Raw genomic sequence first — 24,859 nt, 5'->3', positions numbered from 1 at the left:
AAAATTCTCATATTTATATTAAGACACTTAATAGATGTCTCAGGCTGTCGAGAAATTTCGACAGCCATTTTTATATAAATTTCCAAATGACAGTTATATCTTACCCGAATGCCCAACCCCTTATCTACCAAACAACAGACCGTCATGGATACTGTTATAACGCTTCGGATGGGCTTCGCTATTGCCGATTGCGAGGAATTAAAAATGTAACCAAACAGGCGATCATGACAGCAGCTGTAGATAAGAATCTGTTCAACATACGATTTTCTTTGAGTCTGCTCACACCATTGCAAGGCCGGAATATCATAAATGCATAATGATTACACCTCAGCTGGGAGTGAAAACTTTGGTAACGGTAAGTCTTTGTATGATTGTTAAAAATGAGGAGAAGACGATTGGCGGCTGCTTGTCTTCGATTGCAAAAGCAGTTGATGAGATTGTGATCGTTGATACCGGTTCCACGGACCAAACCAAAGCGATTGTAAGCACCTTTACAGATAAAGTGTACCCTTATAAATGGATAGACGATTTCGCTGCAGCCCGTAACTTCGCTTTTCGGCAGGCTACTAAGGACTATATTCTATGGCTGGACGCTGATGATATATTGAAGGAAGAGGACTGCAATAAATTCATGGAGCTAAAGAAGGAGCTTGATCCATCCGTCGATTCGGTAACCATGGTTTATAATTATGCATTCGATGAATATGGCAATCCGACTTCCAGATTTAGGCGTAATCGGTTGGTGAAAAGAGAGAACGATTTTAAGTGGATCGGTGCGATACATGAATATTTGGATGTAAAAGGAAACATAGTCAACAGTGACATTTCCGTTACACACTGCAGAATTCATCGTAAAAGTGACAGGAACCTCAAGATATTCCAGAACAGGCTGATGCGCGGGGAGACGTTTACACCTCGGGACTTATATTACTACGCTAATGAGCTGCTGGATCACCAAAAGTACAATAAGGCAATTACTTACTTCGATAAGTTTCTCGCGACCGGCAAAGGCTGGGTGGAAGACGAGATCTCGTCCTGCGGTAAGCTTGCAGATTGCTACAATAAAATAGGTAATACGGAAAAGGAATTGGAATCGGTGTTTAGGTCCTTTCGTTATGATAGTCCGAGGGCTGAATTTTGCTGCCGTCTCGGGTTTCATTTTCTAAATCTTAATCGGTATGAATCGGCGATATTTTGGTATAAATTAGGAGCAGGACTGAAACCACCTGAGGATGACTGGGGATTTTCTAACCCTACCTGCTCAACATGGTTGCCGCATCTTCAGCTTTGCGTTTGTTATGATCGACTGGGGAATCATGAAGCGGCTTACGAGCATAACGAGCTGGCACGGAGCTATCGCCCTAATGATTCCAGTATTCTTCAAAATAAAAAGTACCTCGATGCGCTTCTACAAAAAGATCAATGAACTCAAAAAGCAGCGGCTGCACCTCGATAAAATCGGGAAACAGTCGCTGCTTTGATGATTGCCTTATTTAGGTGATTATAGCTCTTCAAGTTTCATTTCCTGGCTTCGCAGCATTAACGTCTGATTGGATCGTTGACTAGTCTAGAGGAACACGAATGACACCCCATTCAATCTCCTCGTGTACGGTTACACTTCTTCATTAATGACTTGTTCATAAATTTCCAGGTAACGGTCAGTCATTATACTTGTTGTGAAATTATTCAGAACATACGCTCTAAGTTCGTCAGGGCTAGGCAATATTTCATGCATGGCTTTATCGGCCATCTGATCAACGGTATGACAAATCAAATTAGGAAACCCGCTCATGACCTCAGAAACAGAGCCATTGGAAAGAGCAAGGACGGGAGTGCCGCATGCAAGTGCTTCGATCATAACAAGACCGAACGGTTCCTCGCATAGAGTAGGAAAGAGCATACATCTGGCCTTCTTCAACAGGTTTTGCCGCTCCTGTCCCCCAACTTCTCCAATATACTGAACGTTCGGGTTCACCATTAACAATGGGGAGATCTGATGATGGAAATAATTATAATCATAAATGGGGCCTGCTATAACTAGCTTCTGATTCGAGCGATTGGCTACCTCTATGGCATGATGAACACCTTTATATTCAATAATCGAACCCATGTATAAAAGATAGTCATCCTTTTGATCCGAAAATTGATATTCATCGGGGTTTAATCCGTTATAAACGTATTTATCTGGAAAGTGTCCGAACAAATCCTTATGCCGTCTGCTAAGATATACAGCATGTTTAACAGGGTTGTGCAGTGGATTATGGATCGTACATAGGGTTGGGACAGCGAGCTTTTTTTGACCAACAACGGATAGCTGAGTGTGGTCGTGAATGATATCAATGTGTTGAGGCAATGTAAGCTTGACAAAGCTTGGTATTTGCCACATATCATGTCCATGATGCAAATAGGGGATTAATCGGGCACTAGTTTGACTTCCTATGGGTGCGTAAAGTGTAACATCATGACCCCTGCTGACAAGCTCTTCGGCAAGTGTATAGACAACACGTTCGATTCCTCCATATTTGATAGGGGGAACTGGAAGATAATCCGGACTTATCAGCGCGATTTTCATTCGCTGTTCCTCCTTAGCGTTTTGCTTGTCCTGCCCTAATTACTTCAAGGGTACGTAGTGTCTATGTGGGCGAAAAGGCTTCTCACGCTCGACGATATCAGACGGGTTGTAGCCGTAATTATCAAGCTCGAATCCGGAGATGCCCAAGCTCCATTTATGAGCAAATTTATTCGCATTGTTCAGTGCGCTGGCCGCATAATTCGTTTGATTGGTCCGGAATGTGCTTCCGCCGTAATGATGAATATAGACATCGTTGGCTACCCATAATATTTTCCCGCTAATTCGGGCACGCAAGCAAAAATCATCATCCTCATAATTTCCGGGAAAAAATCTTTCGTCCAGTACGCCAATACGAGTGATGAGGCTCTTATGGAAAAGCATGCAATGACCAATTAATTTATGTGGGAAAAATCCTTGATCTTTATGGCGAAACGCCCAATGGAAGGCAAATCCATCCATCTCCGAAGGCTCCCGATACGTAACCTCATTAACTCTTTGTGCCCATGCGACATTATTGGAACGGGGTCCTACAATAGCAATCGATGGATCTTTATTCAACCAAGCGAGCAAGCGGGTAAGCCAACCGTCTGTAACAACCGTATCGTTATTTAGAAGGCAAATATAATCTCCGGAAGCGGCAGCAATTCCTTGATTATTACCGGCTGCAAATCCCCGATTCACCTCATTACAGATGAGCTTGGATGAAGGGACCGATTGCAAATAGTCCAAGGTGCCATCCGTCGAGCCGTTATCAACAAATACAAATTCAAAATGCTCAGGAGTATGCCGGATCACACTTTCTATACACTCCTTGGTGTAGTTCAAAGCATTACGCGTCAGCATAACAATTGAAATGAATGCGGGCATGGCAGTATTCCCCTTTATGTCAGGTTCGAGAATTCGTATACACCATAGAAAGGGGCTTAACTACAGCCCGGATGTATCAATAATATATCGCATCACTACATCCGCATGTTTATCACTAGGTATAATAATACCGAGCCCGTTATTGGAGTCCAGACGGTGAAAGCTGAGAGGAAAGGACGTAACCTTCAAGAAATCCTCAATAGCTGTCATGACACCGTTTTGTTCCCCGTATTCATGCATCGCATTGTTCTGGTTAATGTTAATGCCTCCGTCTTCAAGTAGCTCGCTGGATTCTGCGCTCATGCCTTTTTTGGCATAGGGCTTCAGAAACTCCTGTGGAATATTTTCCGGATAGTAGTACGAATCACGTCTTCCATAGGGCCATTCTGTGTCATGAAGAATAACGACAGGGAATTTTCCACTATTAATCGCTAATTGTTCTATATTCAGCAGCTCATGGTAGACGGTATACCAGTTATGATCGCCATCTATGAGAACGACATCAGCTGATTGAATGTCGGGTATAGCTTCCAGGCTATGCTTTATATGAATGGTCAGTTCATCTGAAAAAACAGTCTCAAAAGCCTGAGTATTGAATGCCGGATGAAGATCGATTACAGTTAATTTACCACCCATTATTTTACAATACTCTAATAATTTTATGGTGGTACGACCTGAAAGAAGCGCCCCAATTTCAACCATGTTCTGCGGGTCATATTTGATTAGAATGGGTTTAATTACTTTTTCCCAGAAACGATGCATACCGCACCCCCTTATCACCAGAATATTCTGTGCATAGGAATATGGTTACTTAGGCTGAATTTAGGTATAGTTACTTTGAAATTATAAGGAGGGATTATTGCAAATATCCAGAATTTCCGCCTTCATTCCTTTGCATAAATCTGTTGTGGGTTCATAGCCAAGCAGTGTCTGTGCCTTGCTGATGTCCGCCCATGTATGACGGGGCTCCCCGAATGCTTTACCCATATATCGCAGCTCTACTTTCTTACCGAATATATCCTCAATCATCGAGATGCATTCTAATACCGAAGCGCGCTCCTTGCCGCCAATATTGATCGTTTCACCAATAATCCCTTCGGCCGCTGCTGCCGCTGCTATGGCTGTGACGCAATCCTCTACGTAAGTAAAGTCGCGGGTTTGATGGCCGTCTCCATATATCGTGATCGGTTTATTGTGGAGAATGTGAGTAATAAACCGGTGGAAGGCCATATCCGGCCGCTGTCTAGGCCCATACACCGTAAAGAATCTTAGAATGACCACAGGGATATTATCGTTATGGGCGTAGACCTTGCACAGATGTTCACCGGTCAATTTACTGACCCCATAAGGAGATAGCGGCTCTGTAATAGCGGCTTCGTTAACCTGCCCCGTTTTTTCTCCATAAACCGATGAAGTCGACGCGTAAATGAATTTTTTGACTGGATACTGACGGCAGCCTTCAAGTAAACGTTGGGTGGCTTCGATGTTATTCATAATATAGGTTTTAAAATCGTCTCCCCAGCTCGACCGCACTCCGGGTATTCCTGCTAAATGATAGACGATGTCGACATTCGGGAGCAGGCTTTCCCATGATATTTTTAATAAATCCTGTCTTATAAAAGTAAACCGGGGATGTCGAAGTAACTGGGATAGATTGTGCTCTCTGGCTCTTACAGGCGTAGAAGATGGAATGAGAGCATCCAATCCGATGACCTCATAGCTTTCCTCCTGAAGCAGCCGTTCGCATAGAGTGGAACCAATAAACCCTGCTGCGCCTGTGACTAAGATTTTCAATGCATGAACCTCCCGACTCCATGATAGTGATAACCTAATGCTGTCAGCTGTTTGCCGTCCAATACGTTCCTGCCATCAAAAACGAAATGCTGGTTCATAAGAGCTCTCAGCTGAGCCCAATCGGCCTTCTTATAAAGGTCCCATTCTGAGCATAGGATAATAGCGTCGCACCGCTCTATCGTATCCTCCACATGATCGAACTGCTGAAGCCGTTCCGATAGCAGATCAGAAGGCAGCTTAGCAGCAGGATCATGGACTCTGACAATAGCCTGGCATTCGAGTAATTGCTGAATGATAGCAATGGAGGGAGCTTCCCTTAAGTCATCCGTATCCGGTTTGAAAGAAATGCCTAGAATTGCGATTCTTTTATTGCTAAATGTCCCTAGTTCTCGTTCCCATACATTCAAAAAATAGGAGGACTGGGTCTGGTTGACTTGGTTGACCTTCTCCAGAATAGTGAGCTCAGCTTCATATTGTTTGGCCGTATACAGCAGCGCATGAATATCCTTCGGGAAACAAGAGCCCCCATAACCAATGCCGGCTCTTAAGAAATGCTGCCCTATCCTTGGGTCCATTCCCATTCCTTCGGCTACATCTGATATATTCACATCTATGTTCTCACACAGCCTTGATAGTTCATTGACGTATGAAATTTTGGTTGCGAGGAAACCATTCGATGCGTATTTGATCATTTCCGCTGTTTTCGGTTTTGTAACGAAAAAGGGAGCATTAATTTTCTCATACAGAACCTTCATTAAATGAACGGCATGATCGCTGCTGCTCCCAATGATGATTCTGTCAGGGTTAAGCGCATCCTGTAAGGCGGAGCCTTCCCGAAGGAATTCCGGATTGGAAACCACATCGAAAGGAATAGGAAGCAGCTGAGCATTGTGTATCCACTCAACCAGTTTTGGGTTAGTCTCTATAGGAACTGTGCTTTTGACAGCAATAAGTTTATATTCCTGCATATAACGGCCGATATTTTCAGATGCTTGACGAATGAACTGAAGATCTGCGCCTCCATCGGGGGTGGAGGGAGTGCCAACACAAAGGAAGATCAAGCTGCTTTCACGTACAGCCATCTCAGGATCGGATGTAAAGTGGATATTGCCTGATTTCAGATTCTTAAGTAATAATGTATCAAGCCCCGGTTCGTAGAAAGTCAGCTTTCCTTGAGACAACGAATTTATTTTGGCAGGATCGGGATCAAGTCCGGTTACATTCCATCCCAGCTCGGCAAACACCAGTCCGGTAGTTACGCCTACATAGCCTGTACCCATGATAAGAATGTTCATCCGTTTGACCCCCTAGTGTACGGATTATAAACAGACTGTGTGCTAATAATCGAGTGAGACATCATCGTACCAACACGATTTGTAAGCTGAACCCCTTCGAGCAATATACTGTTTTCGATTGTGCATTTTACCAATTTAGCATCGGGTCCGATGGTCACATAAGGTCCTATGATGCAATCTATTATTTCCGTGCTTGGATCGATTAAGACAGGGGGGATAATGGTGCTGCCCTTGTACCGTTCATGGATATGAAGCAAACCGGCGTCGTCCATAAGCTGCAGCATCCATTGGTTCGCCTCGAGCCAACGCTCCATCGTACCGACATCTGAGTAATGCTTCTCTGTTTTTTGGCAGGCAACAGAATAGCCGCTATTAATCATCCATTGAATTGCGTCTGTAATTTCGTATTCACCTCTGGCTGATGGGGAGATCGAATGAATAGCTTTGAAAATATCCGGTTTAAAGGCATACGCACCTAGAACGGCTAGGTTTGACTTGGGAACAGCGGGCTTTTCTTCCAGACCGATAATCCGATCCTCTTGTACCTCAGCAATGCCAAAATCACGGGGGTTCGATACGATTCCTAGTAGAATGGCCGCTTCATGATTCTCTTGAAGAATAGCGTGGCTTAACCCCTCTAACGATTGCATAATCAAATTATCGCCTAGCAGCAATAGGAACGATTCGTTATTTAGATAGGTTTCGGCATGTCTTACGGCATCGGCTATGCCTAGTGATACGTTTTGATAGATATAGGTGATTCGTACACCCCAGCGCTCGCCTGCACCTACTTCTTCCATAAACATAGCTGCATGATCGGGGCGGATAACAATACCAATCTCGTAAATGTCCAGTTCAATAAGCTTTTCGATGCAGGTGTAGATAATGGGTTTATTCGCTACGGGAAGCAGCACTTTAGGTTTGTGGTTGGAAAAGGGTTGGAGCCTTGTGCCCTTGCCAGCACAGAGAATTAATCCCTTCATAAGCGTTTTCCTCCTTGTCTATACGAAGACTATATTAATTTATGATGAAATTTGTTAAGTGTAAGGGCGATTACCAGCTAATAGGGAAATATTCCGGTATATATATGCATTTATCCTTGGAAATTGATATATCCGCCATTCTACTCTATCAAGAGCCTATAGCATGATGTTTAGCAAATTCATAGTATGGATGGAAACCTGAAAAGGATTCGAAACTTAAACCGAAGGGATTGATCCGTTTGTCTAATTTAGACAAGTTGAAAGAAATGCTGGGAAGTAATGTAGATGTTGCAGAGGTTCAAGTGGAGTATCATAATGGTGACACGAAGGATTATTCATTGGATGGGGAAGAATCCAGGGAAGACGCCATAAATAACATGTTTAAAGAAGTGGATTGGGAGCAGGTTGAAGAAGTTGAACTGGAGTATGCCGATGGATCTAAATCCGAGTTTGATTTAGAAGAAGAGGAGGAAGATGGCGAAGAAGACGATGACGAAGACGAAGACGATGACGATGACGACGACGAAGACGATGACGACGACGACGACAAAGACGAAGACGACGACGATGACGACGACGATAAAGACGAAGACTAAGAAGATCGGTAAGTCGAAATAATTGGATGTTGCCAAACGTCCATGCTCGTTCAACTAGAACTCACTCTAACGGAAACAACTTAAAATGAATAACCCGGTATATGTTTACCGGGTAATTCATTTTAGATTAAATTGGATTGTGAAATTATTTCAAGAGGGTACAAGCCTGTTTCGGTTTATGACTATTGGATTATTGTTTAAACTCGTTGTTCCCAGACGGAAAGAATATCTTGGGCTACGCGTTTCCATGTGAAATGCTGCTCGGCCAATCGTCGTCCATTAATTCCCATCTGACGCATCTGATTCAGGTCTGACAGCATAGTGTTCAGGTTCTGTGCATATTCAGAAGGATTTTCAGGATTGGAAATTAACAAACCGTTATTATTTTTTACAATTTCCGGATTGCCTCCCCTTGCTGTTGTGAGGAAAGGAAGTCCGGCTGCCATAGCTTCATAATGAACCCTTGCGAGCGGTTCCTGCCAAATGGAGGTGCAGACGAAGATATCCCCTGCACAAAACCAACGATGCACATCATGGGCATTCACATATCCGGTAGTGAGTACTGGAATTGGTGCTCGTTCGGCAAGCGCCCGAACATAGGCGACATAATCGCTTATCGTGTTATCGCTGAACCAGGCGCCGCCGACAATGACAAGTACAGCATCCGAATGCTTTAATTCGGACATAGCACGAACCAAGACGTGGGGGCCTTTGTTGCGTGAGAGCCTGCCGACAAATAAAATTATTTTTTTGGATCCGAGGTTATATTGTGATCGGATGCTTTCCCTTGCTTCTAATGCGCTCGAAGATTCAACCCACGGGGCAAAACGGGCCAAGTCCACACCGGAGTATATGGTTTTCAATTTAGTGCTCGCTTGTGGGAAAAAATCGCAAATAGCACTACCTATATAATTGCTTATGGTTATAATACGTTCGGTTTGTTCCACAACGGCGGTGCCTTCACTCCTATGAATCTTAGCTGGATTAAACATATCGTTGTGCATGTTTAATATTATTCTGGACGAAGGAGCAACCTTACGCACAGGCAAGATCAGCTTAGGTCGATTAAAGATATGAATAATATTATAGTACTCAGAATTGTTCTCAAGAAAATCGATAACACCTCTAGAATACACATCTAATAACCCGTCGGAGTCAAAACGAACATAGCGAATACCGTCGACAACTTCTTCTAATGGCAGATCGGGGTCCGTTCTGCTGAGAATTGTAATGCGGTGATGCTTGCTTAAGTGCGATACAACTCCGCAAATATAAGTTTGAATAGCTCCGCCTCTAATATTGGGGACTGGCAGCTTTTCCGTACAAATCATCAAAATGTTCACAAATTAACACCTTTCTTTCTCAAGCAGTCTTTTGTCTAGGTCTAAGCTGCTTTTTCAGTGGTTGTGTGATATTTTTTGACCTTTTACCTTTTATACGCTTCACACTTTTCTTTTTGAATTTAAAGATTGGTCTAGTGACCTTCTTTAAAAGCGGTTTCTTCAGCTTGCGTCCAGTTTTAATCATAGTTCCGGTTTTGGATTTGAGTATTCTTTTGCGGTACTTTCTTTTTGGCTTGACTGTTTTCTTGATCCCTTTTGCTTTTGAAGAACGTTTAGGAATTCGAAGTGTAAATTTGGTTGGAGTTGGAGCTGGAGCAGGAAAATGGAATAGGGCAGCTGGTGCTGGATCTTGAGTAACAATGGCTGGCAGCGCGATTCCAGGTTCCGGAGTATTTGGAATAAGGACAAATGCCTCAGAATCAAGTGTGGTTTCAACACGTCTGTCTTCTATATACTCTAGCTCGATCTCTGAGAATGCCGGGATTAGTTCTGGCTGCATAATAAGTGGATCATTCTCTAAGATAGGAGCCAATTCAGGTTGAGCGGCTGAAGGATCATCTGAAGCAATGGGCTGCGTCCAAAAGTCATCCTGTGGAAGCAGCAGACTATCCCCTTGAAGCGCGCGTTCCGGACGTCCAAATTCGAACAGAGCTTCGGGTTCCTCCATCGTGTAATCTCCTGCAGGGTAATTAAATTTATCCTTCTCAAGCTCATTTAAAACCTGCCATTTGCTTGTTTCCGTAGCCAGCACCCTTTGAAGAATGGGTTCGAGCTCAGTTTGAAAGAAGGGGATTGGTTCAAATACAATTTCTTTGACATGCTTATAAAATTCATTCGGAAATGCCATATCTAGCCATAAAATCTCAAAGGTTTCTTGATCTAGCGGGTTGGCTTGATGATAAGCGTCAATCATGCCGCGAATCCAGGTTATATCCCAAGCCCCCATATCATCCATCGTACTGGTCATCAATTTGCGCAAATCGCGAATAGGCAGGTCATAAGACACCCCATCCAAATCGATAACCCAGATACCGCCTGGACCCATTTGGCCATTGGACCAACCATAATCCTGGTGTGCGAGTCCCCAATGAGCCTCGCCCTTCGACAGTAGTTTAGAGTAGGAGGATTGCATGAATCGTCCGTATATTTCATTAGCCTGCTTTTCGAAATCATCGATAACTGCTAGTAAACGGGTGCTTGCTGTAAATTCTGGGTAAGCGGTGGCGATATCCCGAAACCAACCAATCTTGGCGATAATTTTCTCATAATATTTGGGCCAGCTGTAGAGCCTTGATGATACTTCCGAACCGAACGGAGGAACGTAGCCTTTAGAGTTTTTGTGAAATTCCCCCAGGCCATAACAGAGTGAGGAAGCGCCTTCCAGGTCGATTTTTGAAACCGGCAGTAAAGGCTCAATCCATTCGGTTACAATCCACATCTTACCCCCGGCTTCTACATAGAGATTGCCATCCTTGGTTGGGATAAATGAGGGGACTCGAGCTTCTATTCCTGCCATATAATCCTGCGCCCCGATACTAAAGAGGCTTCTTTGAGGCCGTCTGTGCAGAACCTTGATGCTGCGGTTGCCATGGTTAGTGCCAATTTTCCAAATGGCTCCACCTTTATCAGGCTTAGAAGTAATGAGCACCATTTCAAAGACCTGCATATCGTAAAGCTCCATTACTTGTCTGGCCATAGTCTCCATTTCGGGTGGGACGTACATATTATGAACCACTTCTGGAGATAAAACATCATCGATCCATGGGACGATTTGATAATTTTCCACCACCATCACTCCATAACAAAGTATTATTAATCATTACTTTTGCTGTTCAGTTCGCTTCTGCGCACTGCCTTATATTGTTGAATGGATTGGTTGTAGATGTTCAGCAGCTGATCGACCGTATTTGATGCTTGAAACCGGTCGGTCACGAATTTTTTACCGGATTGTACTAAATGTGATTTGGGTCGTGGTTCCATACTAATAATTTTTCTTAAATGGGCTGTTAATAGAGCTCTTGAACTTTTTTTGTCATGATCATGATCACCAAACCAGCACTCCCATGCCTTTTCGTAGCTATCTGGGTTTACAATTCCTAGAAATCCCTTGGTGCCAATAGCAATTAAGGGCCGCTCGCATGACATGGCTTCGAGTGCTACTCTCCCAGTACCGATAACACAATCACTTACGGAGTAATAAGCGCCCATATTCATGACTTCGCCAACATAATGGATGAAAGTTTCTGAGCTTTGCTGTTCCATTTTGTCTGCGAGCTTGATAATCTTCTCTAGCTTATTGCCGCTTCCTGCAATTATCAGATGCAAATTCGGGTAACCATTATTCCGCATCGCAGTTAACGTGTGAATAATCTCCTCGCAAATCTCCCCTTTCTCCCAAGATAAACGTCCTGCGTACAAGACCACTGTCGCGTCCAGGGGGATGCCTAGCTTAACCCGGAAATGATCCAGATAAGCTGGACCATATGCATGATATTCTTTGGTATCCATTCCATTTGGGATAATCTGGGAATCTATTCCGTTCGATAGTAGCATTCGCCTGATAGGAGGACTGACGCAAGTAATCGTCGATTTTTTTTGAATAGCATCCAGAAAGTCGCGCTCATAGTAGGTGCCGTGAACAGTAAATACATAAGGAATATTCATTTGCTCTGCAGCTATACGGGCTATACTGCCAGACGGGATTTGATGCCCATGTACAAGGTCGATTTGCTCCGATAGGATGACGGATTTCAACAACTGCAGATGCTTGAAATGGTTTTCGTGATCTGGTTCATAATTATCTAGAACAAAATCAATTTCGTAAAAAGGGCATCCTAATCCTAGGAAATGTTCAAGCAGCTTGCCTTTTTTACAGGCAATTACGACAGTAGCGCCTTTTTTGATGAGTTCTCTTGTGACCGAAAGCGTGTGAGTTTCCGTACCGCCTAAATTTAATTGATCGATTACCATTAAGATGCGAATTGGCGCTAAACTCCTTGCTAATTTTGGGCTATCCGGATGTACACGGGCAGGGGCGTGGAGTTTGTTAAGAATGGTTGCGGTTTGCTTCTTCTTCTTTTTCTTCATCTTTAATAGTAATGATAGTGCTCCCCGTTTCTTCTTTAGCATGGAATCACCTCCATTAAGCAGGTTTGGTTTGCATCTATTCCTAAGCTATGTCATTAGGTGAATGGATGATATGTACATTAGTGGATTTTAGTCAAATGCAATTTTAGTGCGTCATAATCCCATATTTTTTTCCCGCTTCACGAATAATGTGTATAAATAATTAAATCTGGATATGAGGTGTGAAGCTTGAATATACATCAACTGCCTCCTGGAGCCGTATTAATCGGACAAGGAAAACAAGGATCGGTATATAAGCTTTCATCTGACCGATGCGTTAAGTTGTATAACAATGAAAAATACGCGCGTATGGAATACGAATCGTACTGCCACGCTGAAGGCTCGCCAATTATTCCAAAGCTTTATGATCATGGGCCGAATTACTTGGTAATAGAGTTTATCGATGGGGAGCCGTTAAGAAAAGTATTGAGCCGAAGAGGGACTATTACCCGAAACGAAACCGAGCAAATTCTACACATTATTCATGAAATGATGCGCTTAGGCTTCACGAGAATTGATGTGGCTTTATTTCACATTTACATTCAGGAGGGAGCGCCAAGTAAAATTATTGATTTGGTCAACTCCTACAACAGACAGTATCTCATTCCAAAGGTAATGCTCAAAGGATTGGCAAAAATGGGATTGCTGGCTCCCTTCATGCTGCACATTAAAGAGCTGGACTCCGATATGTACCGGAAATGGATGAATCATATAGAGACAAGGAGCGATCGTTATGGGAACCTCCGGGCATTTGACCAATGATGTTCTATTTGCGATAAAACATCTGTCGGAATGGTTCCCGATAGGGAAATTTATAGGGATAGGACGTAAATTAGGGGGATCCTACAATCTGAATATTAAGGTAGAGACGAGTAAAGGAGAATTTGTTGTTAGGATACTAAATCGGTCGAATACGGAAGAGCATTTGCATTATATACAAAAAGCATTTGCCATTCTGAATGAAGAAGGAGTTCCGGTTCTGAATCCGATCCTTACATCGAGCGGGGATTTTTTTATTAGATATAAGGAGAAGCTGCTTCAAGTAACGCCATTTGTGCGGGGGGAAGTTTTTCAATGTCGGCCAAATCAAGTGTATGCAAGTGCTCGAATGCTTAACGCCTTTCACCGGTCACTGCAGCATACTGGGTCAGGGCCAGAGCCAAGTTGGTCCTTTTATCGCCCGATCCACTATTACGAAGACGCAATGGACCGTTTGAAGAAAATGCCTGATATTCCGAAGCACGAGCTTAATAAAGCTGAACAACGAGCAGAGAAAATATTGGATACTTGGAAAAAAACGGAAAACGATTTACCGACTGCGATCATTCATGGCGATTGGCATTTCTGGAATCAGCTGTATAAAGGCGATGAAATATGCAGTGTCATGGACTTCGATTTCATTCAGCAGGGGAAACGGGTGCATGATATCGCCTATTCCTTATGGGCGATCTATATCCTTCTGCCGGAGCACTCCAGGACGTTTGACCAGATATTCATTAAAGGCTACCCAAACCTAACGGATGAGGAAGTGAAAATTTTACCTGTTGCGATCGCAAAGGTTGGGTTATTTTTCTTATTCCAGGCCGCCTATTCTTCCAGACCCGCAGAGAAGTGGTATAAACAGTTTCGCAGACAGCTGCCCTTAATAGACTGGTTATTGTCAGATGGAGAGCAAAGAATGTACGAATTGGTACATGGTAAAAAGGAAGAACCGGAGCTTGAGGATGAGAAAGATAATGGTTCCGAATTGATAGCCAGTCCACTATCGGAATCTCCTATCGATTCTTCTGAAAATAAGTCAGGAACGGATAGCGAAGTGCTTTGATGAAAATATGCAGCTAGCAAAATAAGCGATCTTCTCTCAGGTTGAGAGCAAGATCGCTTATTTCTGTGATTAGTTTGAACACTTTGCTCAAATATGATCTTACAGAAATGGCCAATCTGCAGCTAGTGCAGATTGGCCATTTCTGTATCGCGTTATTTCTTGTTTTGGAATTTACTTTTCTTTTTTGTTTTATTCTTCGATAGACCGGAGGTTCTTACCTGACGACCGTAGGTGTTAGCATGCATAGGTCCGGTGAATGTAGGTGCAGTGAATGTAGGAGCATTGAATTCCTCTTTGACAACATATTGGTAGCAATGTTGGTATACAGGCACACAATGATGACTGTTAGTAACTTCAACCGTATGAACAACATTAACTAATTGAGGATCATAAATATCGTTTACGACTTGTGTGGGCGGGTCAAATACCGTTGCAGTGGGGCAATGTGGATGACAGGACATTTAACAAAACTCCTCTCCATTTGGACTACTGTATTGTACGAAGAAACGAGCAAGAATGATTGTGTATTAGCCTTAAGAGACAAATGCACAGATTGGTGAATAGAAAAGCTGCATGTTTAGTGCTTACTACAGAAGATACTCGTATAATGAATGTACTCCAGCAGAAAAATTAAATAATTATATCCTCGCGTATCCTTTCCTATATCCTGTTCGTTTACATATTAGATCGACTTACAAAAGTGGCAGCTTGTGAAATTTTTTTTAGGAGTGAGGCACATTTGAACGAACGTTTTGGTATGACAAATCAGCAAAATACAGCAGGCGAATTTGGAGAATGGCTAGCCGCTCTTAATCGTTACTGTTATGGGATCACCCGGTCAAAGTGGGATGCGGAGGACCTTATTCAAGAGACGTGTTTAAAAGCACTGCCGATATTAACCGGGCTGCAGCAGCATGCGAATCCGACGGCATTCCTGCTGCGCACGGCGAAGAATTTATCGGTTGATCATGCGCGTAGGAAACAACTAGCTCTCGAACGAACAGGCAATGAAAAGCTGTTCTTTCAACCTCATGAGGATTCTTTTGACTTAGAGCATGTAATGAGTCTTCTCGTGCACCATCTTTCTCCACTTCAATGTTCGGTATTTCTATTACGTGAATTCTACGGTTTTAAAGCATCTGAGGTGGCTATAGCACTTGATACCACTCAGGGTGCGGTCAAAGCTGCCTTACACCGAGCTAGAACAGCTGTTGAGCAGTTAAAGGAAGGCATACTCACTTTAGAATCTGCCCCCTCTCATTCAGCAGAACAAGCGAGTTTACTACAAGCCTATACCTTAGCGATTAGGCAGTCGAACCCAGATGCATTAGTGTTATTAGCTCTTGCCCAAAGTGAGGGTGTGGACGCGGTTCAAGTAATCGGCAGAGCCATTCAATCAACGACAAATCAAAATAAGAGGGGCATCAAAGCTTCTCAATCAAGTATGTTGCGATTCGCGGCTTAGTTAAGTTAAAGGAGGATGATGGAAATGAACCTAACGCCATATGTCATCGAACAGACAAAAGGAGGAGAACGGAGCTACGATATCTACTCCAGATTGTTGAAGGATCGTATTATTATGGTTAGCGGTGAAATTGAGGATTTTATGGCTAATAGTATCGTCGCGCAGTTGTTATTCCTGGCTGCGGATGATCCGGAGAAGGACATACAGCTCTATATCAACTGTCCGGGGGGCTCAGTAACTGCGGGCTTCTCGATATTCGATACCATGCAGTTTATTAAGCCGGATGTCTCAACGATTTGCACTGGTTTCGCTGCAAGCTTCGGAGCGATATTACTAACTGGAGGCGCTCATGGTAAACGATTTGTTCTTCCTAATAGCGAAGTTATGATTCATCAACCGCTTGGAGGAGCACGAGGTCAAGCCTCGGATATTGCTATCCATGCGAATTGGATATTGAAAACAAGAGAGAAAATCAACCTTCTACTATCCCATCATACGGGTCAATCAGTGGAGCAAATTGAGATTGATTCTGATCGAGACCGATTTATGAACGCTGAAGAAGCAGTGGCTTATGGGCTCGTAGATAAAATAATTACAGCATAATCTGGCTCAACACTAAAAAAAGTGCTTGATATATGGTAATAGCCCGCTGCGCGGACGGATCATTCTTACGATCGCTGTTGTCTCCCTATTTCTTGATTCTATCCCTTAGGGGTAGAAATAAGGAGACAAAGGCGAACGCTATCGCTTCTTCAGAACGATTCCGTCCGCTTCGCTAGGTACTTCGTGATGGCAAGCACTGATTATGGTTTAGAGCCCATAATTTAATTAGAAAGTTGGTCAGCAAAAGGGGCTGTCCCATAAGTCATTAACGGAAATAAAGTCCCCACTTTTTAGGCATTATTCGTTCAATAAAGAACCTTCATTTCCACTCTAATGGTGGTTTTGAAGGTTCTTTTGCACATTTAATGGGATTCGCTCACTTGGGTCTGCCCTTTTGGGATAGACCCTTTTTTTGTATAACCCAAAAGAAAAATCCACGGCATTTGCGCCGTGGATGCTTAATCATTACTTGGTACTCGGACGTGAAGGCCGAGGACGTTTCTCGCGAAAACGAGAGGATACATAATTGCGTTTGCGATCACGGAAGAATGTCCAACCGCCAATAAAGGCCACGCCTGCACCAAACAAAAGGAATCCGCCTAGAAATAACCACCATTGAAAATGATGGGGGGTCTGATCTTCTCCAAAGGAGTAGAAATAGTTAAAAGCCGCATCTTTCATAAGTAGAAATCCGTAAGTGGCTGCAAGTCCAGGGATAGCTAGCAGTAAAACAGCAATAAAACGTGGAATGACTTGTTTCATTTTAAAAATCCTCCTGTATTGAACGAAGAAAGCTATTTACTCATCATACCTTTTTACCAGCAGACTGTCCATTTCATGAGAGGGGATGTTTGCCCAAGCGTAGAAAAAAGGTACAATAGGTAAGGGATGAGATAAACGGTGTATGAATAACCGCGGAATAGTGCCATTTTCATTTTTGAAAGGGGAAAGACGATGACGACGACGATACCATGCGATTTGGCCATTATAGGCGGAGGCATTGCAGGATATACAGCTGCTATTAAGGCAGCTAAAGCTGGGAAGAAAGTCATTCTCATAGAGAAAGAAAAGCTTGGTGGGACTTGTTTACATAAGGGGTGTATTCCGAGCAAAGCATTGCTTAGAAGCGCTGAAGTATTTGCAACGCTGAAGAATGCAGCAAGCTTTGGCATTAAGGTTGAAGAAAATGCGATTTCAATTGACTTTGAGGGTGTACAGCAGCGTAAAGTGCAAACGGTTGAACAGCTTTATAAGGGTCTTCAGTATTTGATGCGTAAGCATGAGATCACGATCATGAATGGCAGTGGACGTGTGATTGGACCTTCCATCTTTTCCCCAAGAAGTGGGAGTGTTGCTGTTGAGCTTGCAGATGGGGAGATGGAAACGATCGTCCCAACGAACCTCTTTATTGCTACAGGATCTCGCCCTCGGACACTTCCAGGTCTTGAGCCAGATGGTCAATACATTATGTCAAGTGATGATGCGCTCAGAATGGAGCAGCTCCCAGCTTCTATCCTTATAGTAGGAGGAGGCGTAATCGGCGTAGAATGGGCATCCATGCTCATTGACTTCGGTGTTGAGGTTACGCTTGTCGAGATGGCATCCAGACTGCTCCCTGGTGAGGATGCAGAATCTTCAGCCGAGCTGGCCAAACAGCTTCGCCGCAGAGGGGTTCGCATTCTTACGAGCATTCAATTGAAAGTAGAGACCTATGCGCAGGAAGAGGGACAAGTGTCCATCGAAGTCGATACAGCTGATGGCAGTGTTATTCTCACAGCGGAACGGATGCTCGTGTCTGTAGGTAGACAAGCCAACGCAGAGAACATCGGTTTGGAGAATACAGACGTACGGGTAGAGAAAGGAAACATTCAAGTAAATGGATTTTTTCAGACGACTGAGCCGCATATTTATGCAATAGGTGATGTGAATGGTGGTCTTCAGCTAGCTCATGCCGCTGCACACGAGGCAATCGTCGCTGTTGAGCATTTACTTGGCGGCAAGCAGCAGGCTCCCGATCCTGTAAGTGTCCCACGCGCCATCTATTCACGTCCTGAAGTGGCTTCAATCGGCTTAACTGAAGATGAAGCTCGCAAGCGAGGACATGATGTTAAGGTTGGTAAAGTGCCGTTCCAAGCCATTGGGAAAGCATTAGTTCTCGGTGAGCCAGAAGGCTTTGCTAAAGTAATCGCGGATACCAAAACAAATGATATTCTAGGTGTTCATTTAATTGGCCCTCATGCAACGGATTTGCTTTCGGAAGCGTCACTAGCTATGCTGCTGAACGCGGCTCCTTGGGAAGTCGGACAAGTTATTCATCCGCATCCTACACTCTCTGAGGTTATTGGCGAGGCCATGCTTGCTGTAGATGGTCAATCCATAGCTTTCTAAAATTGTTATTTCTATAATGCGAAAAGAGGGGCATCTTGTCCGTTCTTTTCGCATTTCCTTTTGATCCAAAGTCGGTTATAATAGGTATAGTCAAGTCTTAGTACCAGGTTATAATAGTAGCTAAAAGGAGGGCATCCCTCATGACAAAATCCGAATCTGTTACCCAGCAGTCCAGACATACACGCCTTGGACTTTCGGATGAACAAGCCGTTGAAATTTATGAGTTGATGATGACATCACGGCGTTACGATGAACGCTGCCTGCTGCTTCAACGAGCAGGTAAAATTAATTTCCACGTATCTGGTATCGGTCAGGAAGCCACACAAGTTGGTGCTGCATTCGCTCTCAATCGTGATATTGATTATTTCTTACCTTATTATCGTGATTACGCCTTCGTACTTTCTGTGGGTATGACACTTCGCGAACTTATGCTGTGTGTCTTTGCCAAGGCTGATGATCCTAACAGCGGCGGACGTCAAATGCCAGGTCACTTTGGCTCCAAACGCCTTCGTATCGTTACAGGCTCTAGTCCAGTAACGACGCAAGTCCCCCATGCAGTAGGCATTGCACTAGCAGCTAAGATGAAGAAAAAGGATTTTGTAACCTTTGTCACATTTGGCGAGGGCTCAAGCAATCAGGGAGATTTTCATGAAGGCTGCAATATGGCGGGTGTTCATAAACTGCCTGTTATTTTCATGTGCGAGAACAATCAATACGCGATTTCGGTGCCTTTGCATAAGCAGGTTGCCGGTAAAATATCAGATCGTGCACTTGGCTACGGATTCCCAGGGGTCCGGGTCGATGGCAACGATCCGCTTGAAGTTTATGAGGCTGTCAAAATCGCTCGCGCTCGGGCAGCTGCCGGAGAAGGGCCTACTCTTATCGAAACGATGACATATCGCTTATCGCCGCATACGACCTCTGATAACGATTTGGCTTATCGGACGAAGGAAGAGATCGATGCGAACCGCGATAAAGACGGCATGGCCAAATATAAGCAATATTTGATCGAATGCGGAATTTGGGATGAACAGAAGGAAGAAGCACTTTTGATCAAGCTCAAAGCGATGCTCGACGACGCCACTACCTTTGGTGATAAAGCAGCTTTCCCTAAACCTGAAGATATCCTTCTTCATGTCTATGCCGATGATGATGACAAAGGAGGACGCTAACATGCCGATGATGGAATATATCGATGCGATCCGCCTTGCCATGAAAGAGGAAATGGAACGTGATGAGGACGTGTTCGTGCTTGGCGAAGATGTCGGCCTCAAGGGCGGCGTGTTCACAACAACCAAAGGCTTAATCGAGCAGTTTGGTGAGGAACGAGTCATGGATACTCCACTTGCGGAGTCGGCCATTGTTGGTGCAGCGATCGGTGCGGCTATGTACGGCATGAAGCCAATTGCAGAGATGCAGTATTCGGATTTCATGTTCCCCGCAACGAATCAGATTATTAGTGAAGCAGCCAAAATTCGTTATCGTTCGAATAATGACTGGACATGTCCGCTCGTTATTCGCGCTCCGATTGGCGGCGGTATTTTTGGCGGTTTGTATCATTCCCAATGTCCAGAATCCGTATTTCTTGGGACGCCTGGTCTTAAGATTGTTGTGCCTTTCACGGCCTATGATGCCAAGGGACTTCTAAAGGCGGCGGTGCGCGATCCAGATCCAGTCCTTTTCTTTGAAAATAAAAAATGCTACAAGCTGGTTGTCGGAGATGTACCTGAAGATGACTATATTGTGCCGATTGGTAAAGCGAACGTCCTTCGTGAAGGGGATGATATTACCGTAATCAGCTACAGCCTGCCGCTTCACTTTGCTCTAGAAGCAGCGGAAGAGCTTGCTGAGGAAGGAATTACTGCCCATATTCTCGATCTGCGTACACTGCAGCCGCTTGACAAGGAAGCTGTACTTACCGCTGCTCGTCGTACAGGCAAAGTGCTTATTATTCATGAGGATAACAAGTTCGGCGGAGTCGGGGCTGAGGTGTCGGCTATCATTGCGGAAGAGATGCTGTTCGAGCTGGATGCTCCTATTATGCGTCTATGCGGTCCTGATGTGCCGGCAATGCCTATAAATCCACCAGGCGAGAAGTTCTTTATGCTCAATAAAGAGAAAGTTAAAGAAGCCATGAAGAAGCTTGCCCTTTATTAAATAAGGAGTGGTTGGAATGAAAACATTAACGGAAGTCGTCATGCCACAGCTAGCAGAATCTCTTGTATCTGCAACCATTGAGAAATGGCTGAAGCAGCCGGGTGATTCAGTTGATATGTACGAACCTCTATGTGAAATCATAACCGATAAAGTCAATGCAGAGCTGCCTTCAACCCTGCAGGGAACATTGGTTGAAATATTAGTCGAAGCAGGTGTGAACGTACCTGTAGGGACACCTGTCTGCATCATTGAGATTGTTGAAGAGAGTGGGAATACTAACGAATCTACTGATTCCGATGCGACCCAAGCTGGATCGACTAATAACCGCGCAGCGGAAGGATCGACTTCCTTGGTCAGCAGCGATGCACGCGCTGCAGTGCGGGCACAGAGCCCAACTGCTGCGTCAGCAGATAGCAACAACGATACAAGCATGCGGAATCGCTTCTCACCCGCTGTACAGCAGCTTGCGGCAGAACATGGTATCACGCTTTCGAACATTGATGGAACTGGTCTTGGCGGTCGTATAACTCGTAAAGATGTACTAGCGTATGTGGCTTCAGGCAGTGTAAGTAAACCAGCTGCAGTGGTTCAGACATCCGCCCCGCATTCCGTTAATCTAAATACGAAGGAAACCGTTCGTTCTTCGGGCTTGCATTTGTCGGAGACCCCACGGATTCCAAACAATATTGAAGTGGAAGGACAATCTCTTCCAGGGCGCAGCGAGTATTTCATTGACGTTACGCCTGTACGGAATGCGATTGCCCGGAATATGCGCCAAAGCGTTACTGAAATTCCGCATGCTTGGATGATGATGGAAGTAGACGTAACGAATCTTGTAGTGCTGCGAAACAAATTGAAGGATGATTTTAAGAAGCGTGAGGGTGTGAATCTGACCTATCTCGCCTTCTGGGTCAAAGCAGTCGTCAATGCGATCAAGGATTTCCCTATTATGAACTCGGTCTGGGCCGTGGACAAAATTATTGTGAAGCGGGACATTCACTTAGGCCTTGCTGTTGGTACTGAGGATGCGGTGAAGGTACCGGTCATTAAGAATGCAGATCAGAAGAACATCGCGGGTCTCGCGCGCGAAATTGAAGATTTGGCTCGTAAGACAAGGGAAGGTAAGCTGACACTCTCTGACATGGATGGTGGAACCTTCACAGTTAACAACACGGGTTCATTTGGCTCCATACTGTCTTATCCGATTATCAATTACCCGCAGGCTGCAATCGTAACGTTCGAATCCATTGTGAAGCGACCGGTAGTAATCAATGATATGATCGCCGTTCGTTCCATGGCGAACATTTGCTTATCGCTTGATCATCGAATTCTGGACGGCGTTATTTGTGGTCGGTTCCTTCAACGAGTGAAGGAAAATCTTGAAGGCTTCAATTTGGACACGAAATTGTATTGAAACGAGGCTAAACCGTTATGACTACAACAAACGTGAAGATCATTGAAGCGCAATATATCCCTATGCTCGGTTATGCGGAAGCATGGGATATGCAAAAAGCATATGTAAAACAAATCGATAAGGAGGAGCGTCCACAGACGCTCCTCCTCCTTCAACATCCGCCAACCTATACAATTGGCTCGCAGAAACATCCAGAGCATCTGCTTTACTCGGAAGAGGAGCTTGCAGAGCGAGGCATTGAAGTATTCCAAATTGACCGCGGCGGGGATATTACCTACCATGGGCCTGGCCAACTTGTGGGCTATCCACTGCTTTATTTGGATGGGATCGGGCTCGACTTGCATGGATATTTGCGTCAACTGGAACAGGTCATTATCGACTGGCTGGCGGATTATGGTATAGAAGGTGGACGAAAGTCTGAGTATACAGGTGTCTGGGTCGGAGATGAGAAGATCGCTGCAATTGGCGTGAAATTCAACAAAGCAATGACCCGTCGCGGATTCGTGACGAGTCATGGGTTCGCTCTGAATGTGAAATCGGGCATAGCACAAGACGGTTTCCGGGGCATTATTCCATGTGGTATTCAAGACTATTCGGTTACCTCATTTGCTGACCTAACAGGTAATCATTTGACGACCCAGCAGGTTGCTAAGGAGCTTATGCCTCATTTTTGCAGACAGTTTGGCTTTGAGAATACCGATGTTAAGGAATTATTCGAATATCCAGCCAATGCTGATGAATAGGGTGGATAGTAGCATTACAGCGATTAGCAGCCAAATAAATATTTTTGTAAATCGATTCGTACGCATGCTAGCATGCTCCTTTCGCAAAGAATAAGAAGTATTAATTGAAACCATTTCATAAATTAAGCAAAACATTTATGTAATTGTTTCTATTGTAAACGATATTGGTGGATGGAGGAAAGACAATGATATCAGAAAAACGATTAGTGGATGAATTTATGGAGCTTGTACGTGTAGATAGTGAAACGAAGAATGAACGTCAGATCTGTGATGTGCTGACGAAGAAGTTCTCCTCGCTAGGACTAACAGTAGAGGAGGATGGGGCAGCTGCCATTACGGGGCATGGAGCGGGTAACCTCATTATCAAGCTTGAAGCAAATGGGGCTGAGGGTGCACCTACAATCTTCTTTACTTCGCATATGGATACAGTAACACCCGGTAAAGGTATTAAACCGCAGCTGGACGCGGATGGCTACATAAGAAGTGATGGAACGACGATTCTAGGCAGTGATGATAAAGCCGGCTTAGCAGCGATGCTCGAAGCGATTCGTGTTCTGAAAGAAACCGGTGCTCAGCATGGTCCTATTCAATTCGTCATTACAGTGGGTGAAGAAAGCGGACTTCTAGGGGCAGCAGCACTCGATAAATCGAAGCTGGAGGCGGCATTCGGTTATGCACTTGATTCCAACGGGGCTATTGGCGATATTGCGGTGGCGGCACCAACACAAGCGAAGATTACGATTGTTATTCATGGGAAATCCGCTCATGCTGGCGTCAATCCTGAAGATGGAATAAGCGCTATTCAGGTTGCTGGTAAAGCAATTGCACGGATGCCACTGGGCCGTATAGATCATGAAACAACTGCAAATATCGGCAAGTTCGAGGGCGGAGGAGCGACCAACATCGTCTGCGATCAGGTTACGCTCTATGCGGAAGCAAGAAGTATAGTACAGGATAAACTGGATCAACAAGTTACAGCGATGCGAGAAGCGGTTGATCATGTAACTGCAGAGTATGGGGCTACAGCGGATTTTGAAAGTGTGCTTATTTATCCCGCTTATTCCTACGCTGATGGAGACCCCGTTGTAGAGCTAGCCAAAGCAGCAATCACGAAGATTGGTGGAACACCACGAACCTTCCATTCCGGCGGAGGCAGTGATGCAAACATATTTAACGGATTAGGCGTACCTACTGTGAATCTTGCGGTTGGTTATGAATATATCCACACGACAAAGGAACAGATCAAAGTCGAAGATCTGGTGAAAACAACAGCACTTGTCGTTGAAATTATTGCACAGGCAGCAGCGCAGCAAGCTAAATAAACGCAAAAGGGCCGTGACCACAAAGTAGGAAAGCTACTTTGGGCACTGCCCTTTTTGAAAATATAAGCAAAGTATAAGTTTCCTCTATACTTTAACGACTGACAGGCCGACGGTTTTCCAAATACTCGCCAAGTGTGGAGACCGACTTATAGGATGTGCCGCTAGCACTATTTTGTTTGGACAATTGCTTCAGCTGGTGACGAATTTCCCAGGCTTTACCGACTAAAATTAGCTGACTTGCGACGGAATATTGTTTCATTCTCTCAAACTCCCCTTCGAGGTATTGGAATGAGCAAACTTGAGCCGAATATTGTTATCTCTAAGTCATTTCCCCATATTTGCTATAAGCATACCTATGTAAAAAAA

24 protein-coding genes and 1 pseudogene are annotated in these 24,859 nt (G+C 44.3%); 13 read left to right on the top strand and 12 right to left on the bottom strand.

What is annotated here, in order from left to right:
• The first annotated feature begins 86 nt into the window (after nucleotides 1–86).
• Both EKN16_RS11920 and EKN16_RS11915 read left to right on the top strand, forming a co-directional pair.
• A complete protein-coding gene (locus EKN16_RS11920; RefSeq protein WP_125657042.1) occupies nucleotides 87–317 on the top strand; it encodes a hypothetical protein in 231 nt (76 codons plus the stop codon).
• Between the two features lie 29 nt (nucleotides 318–346).
• Entirely contained in the window at nucleotides 347–1,426 is a 1,080-nt protein-coding gene (locus EKN16_RS11915; protein WP_197719128.1) for a tetratricopeptide repeat-containing glycosyltransferase family 2 protein, read from the top strand.
• Between the two features lie 186 nt (nucleotides 1,427–1,612).
• On the opposite strand, the gene EKN16_RS11910 is transcribed toward EKN16_RS11915, so the two are convergent.
• The 6 genes from EKN16_RS11910 to EKN16_RS11885 form a co-directional block, all read right to left on the bottom strand.
• The gene (locus EKN16_RS11910) at nucleotides 1,613–2,572 is read right to left on the bottom strand and encodes a glycosyltransferase family 4 protein (RefSeq protein WP_125657036.1); all 960 of its coding nucleotides are present in this window, start codon (nucleotides 2,570–2,572) and stop codon (nucleotides 1,613–1,615) included.
• Between the two features lie 39 nt (nucleotides 2,573–2,611).
• Nucleotides 2,612–3,439 (bottom strand): glycosyltransferase family 2 protein, encoded by an 828-nt coding sequence (locus EKN16_RS11905; RefSeq protein ID WP_125657033.1) that lies wholly within the window; start codon nucleotides 3,437–3,439, stop codon nucleotides 2,612–2,614.
• Between the two features lie 60 nt (nucleotides 3,440–3,499).
• Nucleotides 3,500–4,201, bottom strand: coding sequence for a class I SAM-dependent methyltransferase (locus tag EKN16_RS11900; protein WP_125657030.1), 702 nt, complete (start codon nucleotides 4,199–4,201; stop codon nucleotides 3,500–3,502).
• Between the two features lie 81 nt (nucleotides 4,202–4,282).
• Nucleotides 4,283–5,233: an NAD-dependent epimerase/dehydratase family protein gene (locus tag EKN16_RS11895; RefSeq protein ID WP_125657027.1), complete on the bottom strand. Its 951-nt coding sequence runs from the start codon at nucleotides 5,231–5,233 to the stop codon at nucleotides 4,283–4,285.
• On the bottom strand, nucleotides 5,230–6,528 hold the full coding sequence (locus EKN16_RS11890; protein WP_125657024.1) for a UDP-glucose dehydrogenase family protein: 1,299 nt from the start codon (nucleotides 6,526–6,528) through the stop codon (nucleotides 5,230–5,232). Before EKN16_RS11890 ends, EKN16_RS11895 begins: the two co-directional genes overlap by 4 nt.
• Complete coding sequence (locus tag EKN16_RS11885) at nucleotides 6,525–7,511, bottom strand: sugar phosphate nucleotidyltransferase (protein WP_125657021.1); 987 nt, start codon at nucleotides 7,509–7,511, stop codon at nucleotides 6,525–6,527. The genes EKN16_RS11890 and EKN16_RS11885 overlap by 4 nt, the downstream gene beginning before the upstream one ends.
• Before the next feature lie 239 nt (nucleotides 7,512–7,750).
• On the opposite strand from EKN16_RS11885, the gene EKN16_RS11880 reads away from it, so the two are divergent.
• Nucleotides 7,751–8,107, top strand: a complete 357-nt coding sequence (locus EKN16_RS11880; protein WP_125657018.1) for a hypothetical protein — start codon at nucleotides 7,751–7,753, stop codon at nucleotides 8,105–8,107.
• 197 nt (nucleotides 8,108–8,304) lie between these two features.
• Here the strand turns inward: EKN16_RS11880 and EKN16_RS11875 are convergent, their stop codons facing one another.
• Genes EKN16_RS11875 through EKN16_RS11865 form a run of 3 tightly spaced genes read right to left on the bottom strand, consistent with a single transcriptional unit; the run spans nucleotide 8,305 to nucleotide 12,579 of the window.
• Nucleotides 8,305–9,450: a glycosyltransferase family 4 protein gene (locus EKN16_RS11875; RefSeq protein ID WP_125657016.1), complete on the bottom strand. Its 1,146-nt coding sequence runs from the start codon at nucleotides 9,448–9,450 to the stop codon at nucleotides 8,305–8,307.
• 19 nt (nucleotides 9,451–9,469) lie between these two features.
• Nucleotides 9,470–11,236: a CotS family spore coat protein gene (locus EKN16_RS11870; RefSeq protein ID WP_375782059.1), complete on the bottom strand. Its 1,767-nt coding sequence runs from the start codon at nucleotides 11,234–11,236 to the stop codon at nucleotides 9,470–9,472.
• A 26-nt stretch (nucleotides 11,237–11,262) separates the two neighbouring features.
• On the bottom strand, nucleotides 11,263–12,579 hold the full coding sequence (locus tag EKN16_RS11865; protein ID WP_125657013.1) for a glycosyltransferase: 1,317 nt from the start codon (nucleotides 12,577–12,579) through the stop codon (nucleotides 11,263–11,265).
• A 186-nt stretch (nucleotides 12,580–12,765) separates the two neighbouring features.
• Here EKN16_RS11865 and EKN16_RS11860 point away from each other — a divergent pair, with 186 nt between their 5' ends.
• On the top strand, nucleotides 12,766–13,338 hold the full coding sequence (locus EKN16_RS11860; RefSeq protein ID WP_125657010.1) for a hypothetical protein: 573 nt from the start codon (nucleotides 12,766–12,768) through the stop codon (nucleotides 13,336–13,338).
• Entirely contained in the window at nucleotides 13,310–14,401 is a 1,092-nt protein-coding gene (locus tag EKN16_RS11855) for a phosphotransferase (RefSeq protein ID WP_125657007.1), read from the top strand. Before EKN16_RS11860 ends, EKN16_RS11855 begins: the two co-directional genes overlap by 29 nt.
• Before the next feature lie 152 nt (nucleotides 14,402–14,553).
• Here the strand turns inward: EKN16_RS11855 and EKN16_RS11850 are convergent, their stop codons facing one another.
• Entirely contained in the window at nucleotides 14,554–14,862 is a 309-nt protein-coding gene (locus EKN16_RS11850; RefSeq protein WP_125657004.1) for a hypothetical protein, read from the bottom strand.
• 278 nt (nucleotides 14,863–15,140) lie between these two features.
• On the opposite strand from EKN16_RS11850, the gene EKN16_RS11845 reads away from it, so the two are divergent.
• Together EKN16_RS11845 and clpP are read left to right on the top strand one after the other, a co-directional pair.
• Nucleotides 15,141–15,866, top strand: coding sequence for an RNA polymerase sigma factor (locus EKN16_RS11845; protein WP_183530728.1), 726 nt, complete (start codon nucleotides 15,141–15,143; stop codon nucleotides 15,864–15,866).
• A 24-nt stretch (nucleotides 15,867–15,890) separates the two neighbouring features.
• On the top strand, nucleotides 15,891–16,469 hold the full coding sequence (gene clpP / locus EKN16_RS11840) for an ATP-dependent Clp endopeptidase proteolytic subunit ClpP (protein ID WP_125656998.1): 579 nt from the start codon (nucleotides 15,891–15,893) through the stop codon (nucleotides 16,467–16,469).
• Between the two features lie 465 nt (nucleotides 16,470–16,934).
• Here clpP and EKN16_RS11835 read toward each other — a convergent pair whose 3' ends face one another.
• Nucleotides 16,935–17,231 (bottom strand): DUF2627 domain-containing protein, encoded by a 297-nt coding sequence (locus EKN16_RS11835; RefSeq protein WP_125656995.1) that lies wholly within the window; start codon nucleotides 17,229–17,231, stop codon nucleotides 16,935–16,937.
• Between the two features lie 192 nt (nucleotides 17,232–17,423).
• Between EKN16_RS11835 and lpdA the strand changes: the two genes are divergently transcribed.
• The 6 genes from lpdA (at nucleotide 17,424) to EKN16_RS11805 (ending at nucleotide 24,493) form a co-directional block, all read left to right on the top strand.
• The gene (gene lpdA / locus EKN16_RS11830) at nucleotides 17,424–18,857 is read left to right on the top strand and encodes a dihydrolipoyl dehydrogenase (RefSeq protein WP_125656992.1); all 1,434 of its coding nucleotides are present in this window, start codon (nucleotides 17,424–17,426) and stop codon (nucleotides 18,855–18,857) included.
• Nucleotides 18,858–18,997: 140 nt separating this feature from the next.
• Entirely contained in the window at nucleotides 18,998–20,029 is a 1,032-nt protein-coding gene (locus EKN16_RS11825) for a thiamine pyrophosphate-dependent dehydrogenase E1 component subunit alpha (RefSeq protein WP_125656989.1), read from the top strand.
• Nucleotide 20,030: 1 nt separating this feature from the next.
• Entirely contained in the window at nucleotides 20,031–21,014 is a 984-nt protein-coding gene (locus EKN16_RS11820) for an alpha-ketoacid dehydrogenase subunit beta (RefSeq protein ID WP_125656986.1), read from the top strand.
• A gap of 16 nt (nucleotides 21,015–21,030) precedes the next feature.
• Nucleotides 21,031–22,428, top strand: a complete 1,398-nt coding sequence (locus EKN16_RS11815) for a dihydrolipoamide acetyltransferase family protein (protein WP_125656983.1) — start codon at nucleotides 21,031–21,033, stop codon at nucleotides 22,426–22,428.
• A gap of 17 nt (nucleotides 22,429–22,445) precedes the next feature.
• Nucleotides 22,446–23,171, top strand: coding sequence for a lipoyl(octanoyl) transferase LipB (gene lipB / locus EKN16_RS11810; protein WP_125656980.1), 726 nt, complete (start codon nucleotides 22,446–22,448; stop codon nucleotides 23,169–23,171).
• Between the two features lie 185 nt (nucleotides 23,172–23,356).
• On the top strand, nucleotides 23,357–24,493 hold the full coding sequence (locus EKN16_RS11805; RefSeq protein WP_125656977.1) for a M20/M25/M40 family metallo-hydrolase: 1,137 nt from the start codon (nucleotides 23,357–23,359) through the stop codon (nucleotides 24,491–24,493).
• A gap of 172 nt (nucleotides 24,494–24,665) precedes the next feature.
• Here the strand turns inward: EKN16_RS11805 and mciZ are convergent.
• Nucleotides 24,666–24,752 (bottom strand): annotated as a pseudogene (gene mciZ, locus EKN16_RS32960) (Z-ring formation inhibitor MciZ); the annotation flags it as partial.
• Between the last annotated feature and the right edge of the window lie 107 nt (nucleotides 24,753–24,859).

It is taken from the genome of Paenibacillus baekrokdamisoli (genome assembly GCF_003945345.1).
Classification (GTDB): domain Bacteria; phylum Bacillota; class Bacilli; order Paenibacillales; family Paenibacillaceae; genus Paenibacillus_Z; species Paenibacillus_Z baekrokdamisoli.
Note: the sequence above shows the minus strand (reverse complement) of the source record. Positions and strands in the feature narration are given on the sequence as shown.